Here is a 16,416-nt window from a genome sequence, read left to right as displayed (position 1 = left end):
ATCCGCCGTGGGCGTCAAGTGCGAATTCTCCGAAGCGATTCGAAAAATCCAAAGCAGGACAGCCACTTACCACTCTTCCCACCGCCTGCAACGTTGCTCGTCACCGGCAGCGGATGCGTACTTTAAGGGGTGCCGAACAAAGACGCAACCCTTCGCGTCAGAAAAATATAGCTCAGCTTTGAGGTGACAGCCATGACGTCGGTCAATTTTCTATCCTGCCCTGCCCCGGCACCTCTTCAGATGACGAACAGATCGACGAATCGGTGAACGGCCATGGCCTCCAACTGCGCCCGATCCTTGCACAAGGAGAATATACGTTCGCAGCGCCCGGCAGGGAAACGCGTCGCCAGGTTACGCCGAAACTTCTCCTCGAGTACCGGGATACCTTCCCCCCGCCGTCGGCGATGCCCTATGGGATACTCTACTTCGATGCGCTCGGTCGCACCGCCATCGCTGAAGAAGACCTGAATGGCGTTGGCGATGGAACGCTTGTCAGCTGCCAAATAATCCTCGCTATAGCGCGGCTCCTCGACGATCTCCATCTTTGACCTGAGCGTATCGATCAGCGGATGCTGACGATGAAAGTCATCCTCATAGTGCTCGGCAGTCAGATCACCGAAGATCAGCGGCACGGCCACCATGTACTGCAAGCAGTGGTCACGATCCGCCGGGTTGGCCAACACCCCCTCCTTGGAGATGATGCGAATGGCCGATTCGTGGGTGGTGATGACGATACGCTCGATCTCTTCCAGACGATCCTTGACCTGAGGGTGCAACCGCACCGCCGCCTCGCAGGCGGTCTGAGCATGAAATTCGGCCGGAAAAGCGATCTTGAAGAGGATGTTCTCCATCACGTAGGTGCCGAATTCACGCTGAAAGCGCAGTGTCCGCTCCCCTTCTGGCTTGATCTCCTGGTCCTTGTTGGTCTTGGAAAAGAGGACATCGTAGAAACCCCACTGTGGTGCGGAGAGCACACCCGGAATTCCCATCTCGCCACGCAGGACGATATCGGCCAGGCGCACACCGCGTGAAGTAGCATCCCCCGCGGCCCAACTCTTGCGTGAGCCGGCATTGGGCGCATGGCGATAGGTGCGCAGGCTCTGGCCGTCGACCCAGGCGTGCGACAGGGCCGAAAGCAGCTGTTCGCGATCGGCTCCCAGCAGGTACGCTGCCAACGCCGTGGACGCCACCTTGACCAGCACCACGTGATCGAGGCCGACCCGGTTGAAGGAGTTGTCGAGTGCCAGCACACCTTGGATTTCGTGGGCCTTGACCATGGCTTCGAGCACGTCGCGCATGGTCAACGGCGCTCCACCCTGGGCGACCCGCTTTTGCGAGAGGTGGTCGGCCACGGCCAGAATGGCCCCGAGGTTGTCTGAAGGATGCCCCCACTCGGCGGCAAGCCAGGTGTCGTTGTAATCGAGCCAGCGGATGATGCAGCCGATATCCCAAGCGGCCTTGACCGGATCCAGGCGGAACGACGTCCCTGGCACCCGGGCACCATGCGGCACCGTGGTACCTTCCACCAGCGGGCCCAGATGCTTGATGCATTCGGGGAAGCGCAGCGCGAGAAGGCCGCAGCCCAGGGTATCGATCAAGCAATTGCGAGCGGTATCCAGCGCTTCGTCACTCTCGATACGGTAGTCGAGCACGTAGTCGGCGATCTTCTGCAGCTCGGCATCGTAGTCAGGCCGTACGTTGCGTTCGACGGTGGCGCTCATGCTCCCTCCTGTCGCAGGCTCGCTGTCGTCTCCCTTACTATAGAAAACGCCCCGAGCCTTGCGACTCAGGGCGCAAAACTCCGGCCAGAAAGATCCTAGAAGGCGTCACCGGGAATACGCACCCACCCTTCCATGAGCACCCGGGCGCTGCGACTCATCACCGCCTTGGTCGCTGACCATTGCCCATTGGCCTGGGAGGCCTCTGCCCCTACCCGCAGGGTGCCGGAGGGATGGCCGAAGTGCACCGAGTTGCGCTCACCGCCCCCGGCGGCCAGGTTGACCAGAGTGCCGGGCACCGCCGCCGCCGTGGCGATGGCTACTGCAGCGGTACCCATCATGGCGTGGTGCAGCTTGCCCATCGAGAGTGCGCGCACGACGAGATCGATATCGTCGGCCTTGATCGCCTTACCGCTGGAGGCCACGTAATCGGCAGGCGGCGCGACGAAGGCGACCTTGGGCGTGTGCTGGCGCTCGGCCGCCTCGGCGACATCCCTGATCAGCCCCATGCGCACGGCAGCGTGGGCGCGGATGGCTTCGAACATGGCCAATGCCCTGGTATCGCCGTTGATGGCTTCCTGCAGCTCGGTACCGGTGTAGCCGATCGCCGCCGCATTGACGAATACGGTTGGGATACCGGCGTTGATCATGGTGGCTTCAAGCGTACCGACCCCCGGCACCTCCAGGGTATCGACCAGCTTGCCAGTGGGAAACATGGAACCCTCGCCGTCGGCCGGATCCATGAATTCCACCGCGACCTCGGCGGCCGTGAAGGTCACGCCGTCGAGTTCGAAGTCGCCGGTTTCCTGCACTTCGCCGTTGGTGATCGGCACCCGCGAGACGATGGTCTTGCCGATATTGGCCTGCCAGATACGCACCGTGGCGATACCGTTCTCGGGAATGCGTGAGGAATCGATCAGGCCGTTGCTGATGGCGAAGGGCCCCACGGCGGCAGAGAGATTGCCGCAGTTGCCGCTCCAATCGACGAACGGCTTGTCGATGGAAACCTGTCCGAACAGGTAGTCGACGTCGTGCTCGGGGCTTACGCTTCGGGAAAGAATGACCGTCTTGCTGGTGCTCGAGGTAGCACCGCCCATGCCATCGATCTGCTTCTGGTAGGGGTCGGGACTGCCTATTACTCGCAGCAGCAGAGCATCGCGGGCCGGGCCGGGCTTTTGTGCCGCCTCGGGCAGGTCGTCGAGGCGAAAGAAGACACCCTTGCTGGTGCCGCCGCGCATGTAGGTGGCAGGAATCTTGATTTGAGGAACGTTAGCCATGGAACTCGCTTCCTGAAATGACGCAACGCCCCGGCGGCTTGCCGGGGCGTTCGCGCAACGTGTGGGTCAGGCCACCGATTCGGACTCGAGGAAGTCCTGAGCAAAGCGCTGCAGTACCCCGCCGGCGGAATAGACGGACACCTCTTCGGCGGTGTCCAGGCGGCACAGTACCGGCACACGCTCGCTGTCGCCGTTGGCGCGATGGATCACCAGAGTCAAGGTTGCCCCGGGCGAGGGCTTGCCCTCCACGTCATAAGTCTCGGTGCCATCGAGTTTCAGCGTGTGGCGCGTGGTGCCTTCCTGGAACTGCAGAGGCATCACGCCCATACCCACCAGGTTGGTACGGTGAATGCGCTCGAAGCCCTCGGCAACGATCGCTTCGACGCCCGCCAGCGCCACCCCCTTGGCCGCCCAGTCGCGCGAGCTGCCCTGGCCGTAGTCCGCCCCGGCGATCACGATCAGCGGCTGGCCGCGCTCCATGTAGGTTTCGATGGCTTCCCACATGCGCGTTACCTTGCCTTCCGGCTCGATGCGCGCCAGCGAGCCCTGGATCACTTCTCCCTTGTCGTCGCGTACCATCTCGTTGAACAGCTTGGGATTGGCGAGCGTGGCGCGCTGGGCGGTGAGGTGGTCGCCTCGGTGGGTGGCGTAGGAGTTGAAGTCCTCCTCCGGCAGGCCCATCTTGGCCAGGTACTCCCCTGCTGCGCTGTCCAGCATGATGGCGTTGGACGGCGACAGGTGGTCGGTGGTGATGTTGTCCGGCAGGATCGCCAGCGGCCGCATGCCCTTCAGCCCCTTTTCACGCGCCATGTTGCCCTCCCAGTACGGCGGGCGGCGGATGTAGGTGCTCTGCGGCCGCCAATCGTAGAGCGGGCTCTTGGCCTCTTCCACTTCATCCAGATTGAACATCGGGATGTAGACCTGTTTGAACTGCTCAGGCCTGACGTACTGGCCGACGATGGCGTCGATCTCCTCGTCGCTGGGCCACAGATCCTTCAGCGTGACAGGCTTGCCATTCTTGTCGTAGCCGAGCGCATCCTTCTCGATATCGAAGCGCACGGTGCCGGCGATGGCGTAGGCCACCACCAGCGGCGGCGAGGCCAGGAACGCCTGCTTGGCGTAGGGGTGTATACGGCCGTCGAAGTTGCGGTTGCCTGAGAGTACCGCAGTGGCATAGAGATCGCGGTCGATGATCTCCTGTTGGATCTCCGGGCGCAGCGCACCGGACATGCCGTTGCAGGTGGTGCAGGCGTAGGCGACGATGCCAAAGCCGAGCTTCTCGAGTTCGGGCAGCAGGCCGGCCTCTTCCAGGTAGAGCCGCGCGACTTTCGAACCTGGCGCGAAGGAAGATTTCACCCACGGCTTGCGGATAAGCCCTAGCTCGTTGGCCTTCTTCGCCACCAGACCCGCCGCGACCACGTTGCGCGGGTTGGAGGTGTTGGTGCAGCTGGTGATGGCGGCGATGATCACCGCGCCATCGGGCATCCTGCCGGCCTTCTCCTCGGCCAGCGCCAGCTCCAGGTTGGCCGCAATGCCGCGCTCGGCCAGCGCCGAGGTCGGCAGGCGGCGATGGGGATTGGAGGGACCGGCCATGTTGCGCTCGACGGTGGAGAGGTCGAAGGTCAGCACCCGTTCGTATTGCACGTTCTTCAGGGTGTCGACCCAAAGCCCGACGGTCTTGGCATAGTTCTCGACCAGCGCCACCTGCTCCGGCTCGCGGCCGGTGATGGTCAGGTAGTCGGTGGTCTGCTCGTCGATATAGAACATCGCGGCGGTGGCGCCATATTCCGGCGTCATGTTGGAGATGGTGGCGCGGTCGCCAATGGTCAGGCTGTCGGCACCTTCGCCGAAGAACTCCAGGTAGGCGCCTACCACTTTCTCCTGGCGCAGGAACTCGGTGATGGCCAGTACGATGTCGGTGGCGGTGATGCCGGGCCTGCGCTTGCCGGTCAGCTCCACGCCAATGATATCGGGTAAGCGCATCATCGAGGGTCGGCCGAGCATCACGGTCTCGGCCTCGAGCCCGCCGACGCCGATGGCGATGACACCCAGGCAGTCGATGTGGGGCGTGTGGCTGTCGGTACCCACGCAGGTGTCGGGATAGGCGACGCCGTCGCGCGCCTGGATCACCGGCGACATCTTCTCCAGATTGATCTGGTGCATGATGCCGTTGCCGGCGGGGATCACATCGACGTTCTTGAATGCAGTGCGCGTCCAGTCGATGAAGTGGAAGCGATCCTCGTTGCGGCGATCCTCGATGGCGCGGTTCTTGTCGAACGCCTGGGGATCGTCGCCGCCGCACTCCACGGCAAGGGAGTGATCGACGATCAACTGGGTCGGCACCACCGGGTTGACCTTGGCCGGGTCGCCGCCCTTCTCGGCGATGGCGTCACGCAGGCCGGCAAGATCCACCAGCGCCGTCTGGCCGAGAATGTCATGGCACACCACCCGCGCCGGATACCAGGGAAAATCCAGATCGCGCTTGCGCTCGATCAGCTGTTTCAAGGCATCTGTGAGCAGCTCCGGCTCGCAGCGACGCACCAGTTGCTCGGCCAGCACGCGCGAAGTATATGGAAGGGTGTCGTAGGCACCAGGCTGGATCTCCTCGACGGCCTCACGCACGTCGAAGTAGTCCAGCTCGGTACCGGGAAGCGATTTACGATATTGAGTGTTCATGAGTCGACGGTCTTCGCGTGGTGATGAGAGAGACAGAGCGAGAGGCGACCCGCAGGCCGCCTCCAACGCCGAGGGTCAACCGCGCTCTTCGAGCGGCACCCACACACTCTTCTCCGGGCCGATGTAGTCCGCGCTGGGGCGAATGATGCGGTTGTTGGCACGCTGCTCGAAGACATGGGCACACCAGCCGGTGACGCGCGAGCAGACGAAGATCGGCGTGAACAGCTTGGTGGGAATGTCCATGAAGTGATAAGCGCTGGCGTGGAAGAAGTCGGCGTTGCAGAACAGCTTCTTCTCGCGCCACATGACGTCCTCGACCCGTACGGAAACCGGATAGAGCACGGTGTCGCCAACGTCCTGAGCCAGTTTTTCCGACCACTCCTTGATGATGGCGTTGCGCGGGTCGGACTCGCGATAGATCGCGTGACCGAAGCCCATGATCTTCTCCTTGCGCTCGAGCATGCCCATGATCTCGCGCTCGGCCTCTTCCGGCGACTTCCAGTTCTCGATCATGTCCATGGCCGCCTCGTTGGCTCCGCCGTGCAGCGGACCGCGCAGCGAACCGATGGCGCCGGTCACGCAGGAGTGCATGTCGGAGAGCGTGGAGGCACATACGCGAGCGGTGAAGGTCGAGGCGTTGAACTCGTGCTCGGCGTAGAGGATCAGCGAAACGTTCATCACCCGGGCGTGCAGCTCGGATGGCGCTTCGCCGCGCAGCAGGTGCAGGAAGTGAGCGCCCACCGACTCGTCGTCGGTCTCGGTCTCGATGCGCACGCCATCATGGCTGAAGCGATACCAGTAGCAAATGATCGAGGGCAGCACCGCGAGCAGACGGTCAGAGACGTCCTGCTGCTCGTCGAAGCTCTTTTCGGTCTCGAGATTGCCGAGCATGGAGGCGCCGGTGCGCATCACGTCCATGGGGTGCGCATCTTTTGGAATCTGCTCGAGCACGGCCTTGAGTGCATCCGGCAAGCCACGCAGGCCCTTGAGCTTGGTCACGTAGGCGTCGAGCTCGGCCTGGGTGGGCAGCTTGCCCTTGAGCAGAAGGTAAGCCACCTCCTCGAAACGCGCCTTCTCGGCCAGTTCCTTGATGTCGAAGCCGCGGTAGGTCAGCCCGGCGCCGCTCTTGCCCACGGTGCACAGGGCTGTGGTTCCTGCGCTCTGGCCCCGCAGGCCGGTACTGCTGACGGTTTTCTCAGCCATGTCGAAGTCTCCTTGATCTGCGTTTTCTTGTCGTCGTAACGAGCCTGGCTCAGGCGTCTGAGCCCTTGCCGGCGAGCTGATTTTCGGCAAACAACGCATCGAGCTTCTGCTCGAAGGTGTGATAGTTGAGGAAGTCGTAGAGCTCGTCACGGGTCTGCATCAGCTCGATCACGTCACGCTGATGCCCCTTGTCGTAAATGCTCTGGTAGACCTGCAATGCCGCGGCGTTCATGGCACGGAAGGCCGACAGCGGGTAAAGCACCATGCGGCAGCCCACCTCGGCGAGCTCCTGCTGGGAAAACAGCGGCGTGGCACCGAATTCGGTGATGTTGGCCAGAATCGGCGCGTCGACTCGCTCGCAAAAGGCGCGATAGTCGTCGAGGGTATGCACCGCTTCGGCGAAGATGGCATCGGCGCCGGCTTCGATACAGGCGCTGGCACGCTCGATGGCGGCGTCGAGCCCTTCCATCTGGAAGGCGTCGGTGCGTGCAATCAGATAGAAATCGGAATCGATGCGCGCATCGGCAGCGGCCTTGACGCGATCCACCATCTCCTGCTGAGAGACGATCGCCTTGTTGGGGCGATGACCACAGCGCTTCTGCGCCACCTGGTCCTCGAGGTGCACGGCAGCCACACCGGCGCGCTGCATCTCCTTGACGGTGCGTGCGATGTTGAAGGCCCCGCCCCAGCCGGTATCGATGTCGACCAACAGCGGCAGCTCGGTGGCACCGCAGATGCGATGGGCATCCTGGACCACGTCGTTCATGCTGGTCATGCCCAGGTCAGGAAGACCGAAGGAGGCGTTGGCCACGCCGCCACCCGACAGGTAGATGGCCTTGTGCCCCACCCGCTCGGCCATCATGGCGGTGTAGGCATTGATGGTGCCAAGGATGGGCAGCGGCCGGTTGGCCTCGAGAGCCGCACGGAAGCGAGCACCGGGGGTAAGTTGTGTCATGGTAGGTTCCTCTGTGATCTTTCTCGTGGCCTCAAGCAGTGGTCTCGGCCTGCTCTTTGAGAGTCTCGGCGTAACGGTCAGCCACGTTGGTCCGCGAGGCACTGACATGGCGCCGCATCAACAGTTCGGCCAGCTCGGCGTCACCCGCCTCGATGGCGTCGACGATGCGATGGTGCTCGACGAATGCGCGCTGGGGCCGGGTACCGCTGGCGCTGAACTGGGTGCGATAGAGTCGCACCAGGTAATAGAGGTCGTCGCACAGCATGGTCATCAACATGCGGTTGTGGCTGCCCAGCACGATGCGATAATGGAAGTCCAGGTCGCCCTCGCGCTGATAGTAGGCCTCGCCACTCTTGAGGTCGGCTTGGCGCTCGTGTACGGCAAGCACCTCTCGCAGCCCGGCGATTTCGTCGCGGGTCATGTGCTCGGCGGCCAGCCGTGCAGCCATGCTCTCCAACGCCTCGCGCACGTCGAAGAGTTCCAGCAGCTCCTTCATCGAGAGCTTGACCACCCGGGCACCCACGTGTGGGACTCGTTCGATCAGGCGATGGGCTTCCAGACGGCGCATCGCTTCACGCAGCGGACCACGGGAGATGCCATAGGTCTTCGACAGGCCCGGCTCGGTGATCTTGCTTCCTGGCGCCAGCTCTCCACGCACGATGGCGTCCTGCAACTGGTGGAAGACCCGCTCGGCCAGGGTCCGGACTTCAGGAGAGGGTTGTTCTTGAGCGACTGAGTTCATGGCAATTGTCGACAATTGGAGGATGAAGTGACTTTAGACATTGCCTCCTCATCGGTCAACCTCCCTGTTACTGCGTTTTTCTACCCCTTTGGTTGTATGCATTCCGAGAAACTTCATCAGCACTGTCGACAATCAAGCCAGCGTTAATGCCAAAGCTGTTAACAGAGCAACGACTCTCACGACAAAACGCATCCCGCCCCCTAGAATGGTGGCCTGTTCTGAAAGGCCCCCTCGATGACTGCAAGACTCCACATCAGCTCGCTCCCCTATCGGGAGAGCCCGTTCGCCTACTTCTCGTCCCTGCGCCAGCGTCCAGGGGCCGTCCTGCTCGATAGCGGCAAGCCTGCCGCACCGGGTGGACGCTATGACATCATCAGCAGTGACCCCGTATCGGTACTGTCGGTCGATGGGCAAGGCATCATTCGAGTCGACGATGAAGTGTGCGACAGTCACAACCCTTTCATGGCCCAGCAGGCCCTGCTGGACAGCCTGTCACTCGAACTTCCGGATAGTGACCTGCCCTTCCTGGGCGGCTTGATCGGCTATTGGGGCTATGACCTGGGTCGATCCCTGGAACCGGTCGGGGAGTCGTCGCGCCAGACCGTCACCTTGCCCGCCAGCCGTATCGGGCTGTACGACTGGGCCCTGATCCAGGATCACCTGCAGCGGCAGAGCTGGTTGGTAGCCACGAGCGAGAAGCGCGACCAGGTGCTGGGATGGCTGCAGCAACCCTCCCCGGCGGCACAGGACTTTCGGCTCTTGTCACCTTTCGAGGGCGAGCTCGATCGCAGCGGCTATGCCGAGCGTTTTGCTGCCGTGCAGGACTACATTCGTGCTGGCGACTGCTATCAGATCAACCTGGCGCAGCGTTTCAGCGCGAAATATCGTGGAGACCTGTGGTCGGCCTATCAGCGCCTTCGCTTGGCCACGCCCACGCCATTCGCCGGCTTCATGGCCTGGCACACGGGCCAGGGGGAGCAGGCCATCCTGTCGCTTTCACCCGAGCGTTTCCTGCATTGCCGGGCCGACGGACACGTCGAGGCTCGGCCGATCAAGGGTACCCGGCCGCGCGGCAGCACTGCCGAAGAGGACAAGCGTCTGGCCAGCGAGCTGACCGCAAGCCTCAAGGATCGCGCCGAGAACGTGATGATCGTGGACCTGCTGCGCAACGACCTGGGTCGGGTATGCCGCCCAGGCACTGTTCGGGTACCGCAGCTCTGCGGACTCGAGAGCTACGCCAACGTGCATCACCTGGTCAGCATCGTATGCGGTGAGCTGGCAGCGGGACGCCGGCCTCTCGACTTGTTGGCCGCCGCCTTTCCTGGGGGCTCGATCACTGGCGCACCCAAGGTACGGGCCATGCAGATCATCGACGAACTGGAGCCCAGCCGCCGCAGCGTCTACTGCGGCAGCCTGGGCTTCATCGACGTGCGTGGCCACATGGACACTTCCATTGCCATTCGCACCGCCGTCGCCGATGGTAAACGTATCCATTTATGGGGCGGTGGTGGATTGGTGGCAGATTCCGACGTCGAGGCGGAGTACACCGAAACCCTGGACAAGATCCGCCACCTGATGGAAGCGCTGACTGCCTAAAAGCACGACATGGAATAAGACACCATGCTTTTCCTGCCATTCGGATATATTTATCCAATGAAACGGTATTGGGGCTCGATCCATCGCCTTTGATAGGGTAAGGCCAAAATGCATCAACGACCTGGAGCCCCCATGGCATCACTCGACGCTATCAATCAGGAACTTGGCAACGACCCGGATGCACTGATTCGCTGGGCCCTGGCGCAAGGCCAGCGCCCTATCGTCACCACCAATTTCCGCCCGTTCGAGGCGGTCATACTGCACATGGTGACGCAACAGCAGCCGGACATTCCGGTGGTATGGATGGACCACGGCTACAACACCGATGCGACGTATCGTTTTGCCGATGAATTGGTCAAGCGCCTCGACCTGAACTTGATCACTTATCTGCCGCAGCGCACTCGTGCGCATCGCGAAGCGGTGGAAGGCCCCATGCCCGGTATAGACGACCCTCGCCACGAAGCGTTCACCCGCGAGGTGAAGCTCGAGCCGTTCGAGCGCGCCCTGAGAGAGATGGCCCCCGATGTCTGGTTCACGGCGCTACGGGCCGAGGATACTCCGGAGCGCGCTCGCATGGCGCCCCTCAGCCAGAACGCCGATGGTCTGCTCAAGGTCTCGCCACTGCTGCAGTGGAGTGCCAAGGACATGTATCAGTACCTGCAGCAGCACGACCTGCCCAACGAGTTCGATTATTTCGATCCCACCAAAGTGGAAGCAAAACGCGAGTGCGGGCTGCATCTGCAGCACTGAACCTTCTCTTCGCATGGAGCCCTTCGCATAGAACCGAGCAGAGGCGGGTCGGGATTGTCCCGACCCGCCTCTTTCATTGTCCAGAGCTCGTTTTCAGGTAGCGCTAACGCACTGGCAGGACGATATCCTGGAACAGCTCCGCCTCGTGACGCGGCCCCGCGGCAAGCGCCGCATCAACCAAGTCGCGCTCGAGATGACCAGCGAACCCCTTGACGAAGTCGTACATGTAACCGCGCATGAAAGTGCCGCGGCGGATGCCGATCTTGGTCACTGAGCTTTCGAACAGATGGCCCGCTTCGAGAGCGACAAGGTCTTCGTCGATATCGGGGTCGTAAGCCATGTGTGCCACGATCCCCACTCCCAGCCCTAGCCGGACGTAGGTCTTGATCACATCGGCATCGGCAGCGGTGAGGACGACGTTGGGCGTGAGTCCCTTCGCCCGGAAGGCATCATCGAGCTGGGAACGTCCGGTAAAGCCGAAGACGTAGGTCACGATCGACTGCTCGGCCAAGCGATCGAGGGTCAGTTCGCCTCCATCGGCCAGGGGATGGCCACGCGGCACCAGTACACACCGGTTCCAGCGATAGCAGGGCAACAATATCAGATCGGCGAATAGCTCCAGCGACTCGGTGCAGATGGCAAAATCGGCCATGCCATCGCTGACCATTTGGGCGATCTGCTTGGGCGTGCCCTGCTGCATGTGCAGGGCGACGTCGGGATATTTGCGGGTGAACTCGCCGATTACCGGCGGCAAGGCGTAGCGGGCCTGGGTATGCGTGGTGGCGATCGAGAGGCTGCCGCGCCGCTCATCGCTGTGCTCCTGGGCCACCTGCTTGATGTTTTCGGCCAATCTCAACACCTGGCCAGCCAGCTCGACGATGGACTCCCCAGCCGGGGTGACCCGCGTCAAGTGCTTGCCGCTGCGGGCGAATATCTCCACTCCCAGCTCGTCCTCCAGCAGGCGAATCTGCTTGGAGATGCCAGGCTGGGAAGTAAACAGGCTCTGAGCCGTTGCCGACACATTGAGGTTGTGGCGGGTCACTTCCCACACATAGCGCAGCTGCTGTAGTTTCATTCTCGACTCGGCTCCCGGACGCCTGGCAGGACTTCCCCGTAGCGATTAGACCCGCTTGCCTAATCACCAAATAGCATAACGACAAACGGATATCACGGCTATGGGTGTGAGCACATGGCAAGCAATTGTCAGGAATTACCTGCTATTTGCCAGACACCCGGTCGACGGCTAACATCTGCCGACCGGATATGCCTACGCATGTCACCCGATCCGCTCGATGTAGCGCAACGTAACTGGAGATTCACATGGCCAATAACGTCGATGTCACCAATGCCAACTTCGAGCAGGAAGTCCTCAAGGCAGACCAACCCGTGCTGCTGAAGTTCTGGGCGCCCTGGTGCGGCCCCTGCAAGGTCATGGCACCGGTGATCGACGAGGTTGCCGAAGAACGTTCCGACAACCTCAAGGTGGTCAGCATCAACGTCGACGATGCCCCTGAGATCGCTGCCGAGCAGGGCGTACGTGGCGTTCCCACCGTCATGCTGTTCAAGTCGGGCTCCAAGGTCGCTTCGCTGGTAGGAGCTCAATCCAAGTCGCAGTTGGTGCAGTTCATCGACCAGAACGCCTGATCAATCCAGGCCAGACGTCAAGGCTCGCCCCGCCCCGGCTCCTCCCGGGGCGGTTGCGTTTCTGGACGAGGCAGGCCCGACTCATCGTCGATCGGCAGCGAGGGCTCACTACCCTCCGCGATCACGCTATCGGCGATCGGCCGCTTGCCCGGTCCCAGCAGGTAGGCGATCCAGCGCGTCTGGGGGTGGCTATCCAAGGCGATCTTGAGGGTCATGGTCAGCACTACCGAGAGGAGCATGCCAACCACACCCAGCATCCATCCCCATACTATCAACGACAGGAAAGCAACAAAGGTCGATAGCCCAAGAGCCCGTCCCATCAAGCGTGGCTCGACCAGATTGCCCAGCACGAAGTTGATGCCCAGGTAGGCCATCGCCAGGCCAAAGGCTTCGATCAGCCCGCCGTCCCGGGAAACCAGTAGCAGCAAGACCGGGGGCACCGCGGCAATGGCGGAACCGATGTTGGGGATGTAATTGAGCGCAAAGGCCAGCAGCCCCCAGAGCAGGGGAAAGTCCACTCCCGCGACGACACAGGCGAGCCAGGCCATGACGCCAGTCAGCAGGCTGACAAAGGTTTTCACCGCCAGATAGCGCTTAAGCGTCTGGCTGAATTCATGGAAGCGCTGCAGGCTGGCCTCCGGATGGTCGAGGGCATGGGCCACCTTGCGCCGAAAATTGAGCGTTTCGAACAGCATGAAGATTACCAGCAGCGCCACGACCACACTCTGGATCAACAGGTTGCCCAGCCCGCCCAGCAGTGTCGATAGCCACCCTGTTTCATCCTCAGCTTCGACCAGCCCCCCCAAGGTATCCGGATTGATTGCAAGGCCCATGCTAGCCAGGCTATCGAGTAGGTTGAGGTAGTGCTCGTAGAGCCGGCCCTCGATACCCGGCAGCGCTTCGATGAAGGTGCCGAAAGCATTGACCGCAAGCAGTCCCACCAAGGAGAGAAAGCCGCCGATCACCAGCAGCGTCACCACCACGGCCAGGCGCAAGCCCAACCCCATGCGGTGGAGCCAGTTCACCGGAGAGGTACAGATCACGGCGATGAACAGCCCCAGCAGGATCGGGATGATCAGGTCGGCACCGGCACGAATACCGGCAACGATCACGACCAACGCCGCCAGGGCCAGCGTCAAGGTGAGGGGGCGACCGTATCGCACGTTGTCATCGCGGTGAAGCATGCCATCTATCCCTGTCTGGCGTGTCCTGCTTATCATGACCCTTACCGGGCGGGCACACAAACCTGCCCGACCCGGCGCGATTCCGCGCGATTTCTTCATGATTGCCGCAAGGAGGCTTTCCCGATGCCCTTGATACCCTTTCGCTGCCTGCTGCTGGGCGGTCTGCTGACCGCCATCCCTCTCATGGGAGCCACTGTACAGGCAGATGAGCCTCGCGCCAGGCTGAACGTACAGGCCGAAGCCCAGCTCGATGTGGTACCGGACCGTGCCACGCTCAGCGCCCGCCTGTGGGAGCGTACGCCGGCCATAGCCCCCCACGACGAAGATACCGACCCCGACGCCCTGCGCCAGGCACGTGATCGTCTGGAGGAGCGGGCCGCCGCCTTGATCCGTGAGCTGGAGGAGGCCGGCGTGGAGCGCGACGACATCAACGCCGGTTCACTCAGCGTACAGCCGGAATACGTGCCTGCCCCACGGCGCAGCGACAGCGATCATGAAATGCTGATGCGCACGCGCCTGGATCGGCCCTTCCAGGTTCGTGTCGACGACCTGGAACGCCTGCCACGGCTACTCGACGCCCTGACCGCCGCCGGCGTCAACGCTATGGATGGCATCAGCTACGACCTGGCCGACCGCGATGCCGCCACCGACGAGGCGCTTGTGAAAGCGTTGGAGAAGGCGCGCCACAAGGCCGAACTGATGGCACGCGCCATGGGCGTTTCGCTCGGCGCCGTGACCAACATCAGCGAGACGCGCTCGCCTATCTATGCGCCTCGCATGATGGCAATGAGCGCCGACGCCCGTGAGAGCGGCCAGGCCGAATACCGCCCCGGAACGATCGTCATCGAGGCGGGCGTCAGTGTCAGTTGGGAGATCGGGAATTGATGGTGGTGATGCCACCCAAGTAGGGCCGTAGCGCCTCGGGTACGGTGATGGAGCCATCGGCATTCTGGTGGTTTTCCATCACCGCGATGAGGCAGCGCCCCACCGCCAGGCCCGAGCCGTTGAGGGTGTGCAGCAGTTGCGGCTTCTTCTGCTCGGGATGGCGAAAGCGGGCCTGCATGCGCCGCGCTTGGAAATCCTCACAGTTGGAAACCGAGGAGATCTCACGGTAGGTCTGCTGACTCGGCAACCACACTTCCAGGTCATACGTCTTGGCTGCACCAAAGCCCATGTCGCCGGTGCACAGCGTCACCACGCGATAGGGCAGTTCGAGTGCCTGCAGGATCGCCTCGGCATGGCCGCGCATCTCTTCGAGCGCCTCATAGCTCTTCTCCGGTTCCACCAACTGCACCATTTCGACCTTGTCGAACTGATGCTGGCGAATCATGCCGCGGGTATCACGTCCGTGGGAGCCCGCCTCGCTGCGAAAGCACGGCGTATGGGCGGTAAGCTTGAGCGGCAACACCTTGTGATCGAGGATCTCGTCACGGGCGAAGTTGGTCAGCGGCACTTCAGCAGTGGGGATCAGGTGGTAGCTGCGTTCGTCATCCAACCGGAACAGGTCTTCGCCGAACTTGGGTAGCTGGCCGGTACCATACAGCGAGGCCTCATTGACCATGTAGGGGACATAGCACTCTTCATAGCCATGCTCGAGGGTCTGCTTGTCGAGCATGAACTGCGCCAGCGCGCGATGCAGGCGGGCAATCTGCCCGCGCATTACGGCAAAGCGCGAGCCGGTCAGCTTGGCCGCCAGCTCAAAGTCCAGCTCGCCCTTTAGCCCGCCCAGGTCAACGTGATCGCGCACCTCGAAATCATAGTCGCGCGGCGTGCCCCAGCGGTGCAGCTCGACGTTGTCCTCTTCACTCTCGCCTTCCGGCACGCTTTCGTGGGGCTGGTTGGGAATGCCGCTGACCAGCGCATCCCACTCAGCCTGCACCTCGGCCAGTTGATGCTTGGCAGTGTCTAGCTTGTCCCCCAGGTCGCTCACTTCGTCGAGCAGTGGCTGGATATCCTCACCGCCGGCCTTGGCCTTGCCGATCGCCTTGGAGCGAGTATTACGCTCGTTCTGCAGGGACTCGGTCTCGGTCTGCAGCTCACGACGCCGGGACTCCAGCGCCTCGAGTCGCTCGGTATCGAGGGTAAAGCCACGTTTGGCCAGTCGTTGGGCAACCGTATCGAGGTCGCTGCGCAGCAGTTTGGGATCGAGCATGGAATCCGGTCCGTAACAGTCGGTGAATCGGAAAAACGAGCCGTCCATTGTAGGCAAAAGGCCGTGAGGGCGCCACGCGCTCACTGGGCCAGGATGCGCCCCACCACCCACTCGCGGTAAAGTAGCGTCATTCCCCTGCCGCCCCGCCCATGGGTCGGCATCAAACGACCGAATACGACTAGCCATGATCGCAAGACTGGATACCACCGCATCGAGCGCCACCGCCGCCCTCGGTACCCATTATCTGCGCTTTCTCGAGGCGCTGAAGGCTTCGGGTTTCGAGGGCGAGATCGCCCCGGACTACGCCAGCCGCACCGTGCTGGCCACCGACAACTCGATCTACCAGCGCCTGCCCCAGGCGGCCCTGTTCCCGCGCCACGCCGAGGACCTCGAGCGCATCGCCCGCCTGGCCGGGGAAGCGGCGCATCGCCAGGTGGTGCTCACGCCCCGCGGTGGCGGTACCGGCACCAACGGCCAGTCGCTCACCGACGGCCTGGTGGTGGACGTGTCGCGCCACAT

Annotated in this window: 14 protein-coding genes; 5 read left to right on the top strand and 9 right to left on the bottom strand. The window is 62.5% G+C overall.

Features of this window, described 5'->3' with window-relative positions:
* Positions 1–236: 236 nt before the first annotated feature.
* The 6 genes from prpD to SPH52_RS22250 form a co-directional block, all read right to left on the bottom strand.
* A complete protein-coding gene (gene prpD, locus SPH52_RS22275) occupies positions 237–1,721 on the bottom strand; it encodes a 2-methylcitrate dehydratase (protein ID WP_411797242.1) in 1,485 nt (494 codons plus the stop codon).
* 95 nt (positions 1,722–1,816) lie between these two features.
* A complete protein-coding gene (prpF, locus tag SPH52_RS22270) occupies positions 1,817–2,995 on the bottom strand; it encodes a 2-methylaconitate cis-trans isomerase PrpF (RefSeq protein WP_411797241.1) in 1,179 nt (392 codons plus the stop codon).
* 66 nt (positions 2,996–3,061) lie between these two features.
* A complete protein-coding gene (gene acnD, locus SPH52_RS22265; RefSeq protein ID WP_411797240.1) occupies positions 3,062–5,671 on the bottom strand; it encodes a Fe/S-dependent 2-methylisocitrate dehydratase AcnD in 2,610 nt (869 codons plus the stop codon).
* Positions 5,672–5,746: 75 nt separating this feature from the next.
* A complete protein-coding gene (prpC, locus tag SPH52_RS22260; protein WP_411797239.1) occupies positions 5,747–6,874 on the bottom strand; it encodes a 2-methylcitrate synthase in 1,128 nt (375 codons plus the stop codon).
* Between the two features lie 49 nt (positions 6,875–6,923).
* Positions 6,924–7,829, bottom strand: coding sequence for a methylisocitrate lyase (gene prpB / locus SPH52_RS22255; RefSeq protein ID WP_411797238.1), 906 nt, complete (start codon positions 7,827–7,829; stop codon positions 6,924–6,926).
* 31 nt (positions 7,830–7,860) lie between these two features.
* Positions 7,861–8,571, bottom strand: a complete 711-nt coding sequence (locus SPH52_RS22250) for a GntR family transcriptional regulator (RefSeq protein WP_411797237.1) — start codon at positions 8,569–8,571, stop codon at positions 7,861–7,863.
* A gap of 234 nt (positions 8,572–8,805) precedes the next feature.
* Here SPH52_RS22250 and pabB point away from each other — a divergent pair, with 234 nt between their 5' ends.
* A complete protein-coding gene (gene pabB, locus SPH52_RS22245; protein WP_411797236.1) occupies positions 8,806–10,167 on the top strand; it encodes an aminodeoxychorismate synthase component I in 1,362 nt (453 codons plus the stop codon).
* Between the two features lie 132 nt (positions 10,168–10,299).
* Entirely contained in the window at positions 10,300–10,917 is a 618-nt protein-coding gene (locus SPH52_RS22240; protein WP_411797235.1) for a phosphoadenosine phosphosulfate reductase family protein, read from the top strand.
* 103 nt (positions 10,918–11,020) lie between these two features.
* On the opposite strand, the gene cysB is transcribed toward SPH52_RS22240, so the two are convergent.
* On the bottom strand, positions 11,021–11,992 hold the full coding sequence (cysB, locus tag SPH52_RS22235) for an HTH-type transcriptional regulator CysB (protein WP_411797234.1): 972 nt from the start codon (positions 11,990–11,992) through the stop codon (positions 11,021–11,023).
* A 245-nt stretch (positions 11,993–12,237) separates the two neighbouring features.
* On the opposite strand from cysB, the gene trxA reads away from it, so the two are divergent.
* Positions 12,238–12,561 carry a thioredoxin gene (trxA, locus tag SPH52_RS22230; RefSeq protein ID WP_411797233.1) on the top strand — a complete coding sequence of 108 codons (324 nt, stop codon included), beginning with the start codon at positions 12,238–12,240 and terminating at the stop codon, positions 12,559–12,561.
* 17 nt (positions 12,562–12,578) lie between these two features.
* Here the strand turns inward: trxA and SPH52_RS22225 are convergent, their stop codons facing one another.
* On the bottom strand, positions 12,579–13,745 hold the full coding sequence (locus SPH52_RS22225) for an AI-2E family transporter (protein ID WP_411797232.1): 1,167 nt from the start codon (positions 13,743–13,745) through the stop codon (positions 12,579–12,581).
* 123 nt (positions 13,746–13,868) lie between these two features.
* Between SPH52_RS22225 and SPH52_RS22220 the strand changes: the two genes are divergently transcribed.
* Entirely contained in the window at positions 13,869–14,630 is a 762-nt protein-coding gene (locus SPH52_RS22220; RefSeq protein WP_411797231.1) for an SIMPL domain-containing protein, read from the top strand.
* Here the strand turns inward: SPH52_RS22220 and serS are convergent.
* Complete coding sequence (serS, locus tag SPH52_RS22215; RefSeq protein ID WP_411797230.1) at positions 14,608–15,897, bottom strand: serine--tRNA ligase; 1,290 nt, start codon at positions 15,895–15,897, stop codon at positions 14,608–14,610. The genes SPH52_RS22220 and serS overlap by 23 nt on opposite strands.
* Before the next feature lie 184 nt (positions 15,898–16,081).
* Here serS and SPH52_RS22210 point away from each other — a divergent pair.
* A partial coding sequence (locus SPH52_RS22210) for an FAD-binding oxidoreductase (protein WP_411797229.1) occupies positions 16,082–16,416 on the top strand: 335 nt, incomplete at its 3' end.

Origin of the sequence: Halomonas sp. A29 (genome assembly GCF_046723295.1) — a bacterium.
Lineage (GTDB): Bacteria > Pseudomonadota > Gammaproteobacteria > Pseudomonadales > Halomonadaceae > Halomonas.
The sequence above is the reverse complement of the archived record's forward strand: the minus strand, read 5'-3'. Positions and strand labels throughout refer to the sequence as shown.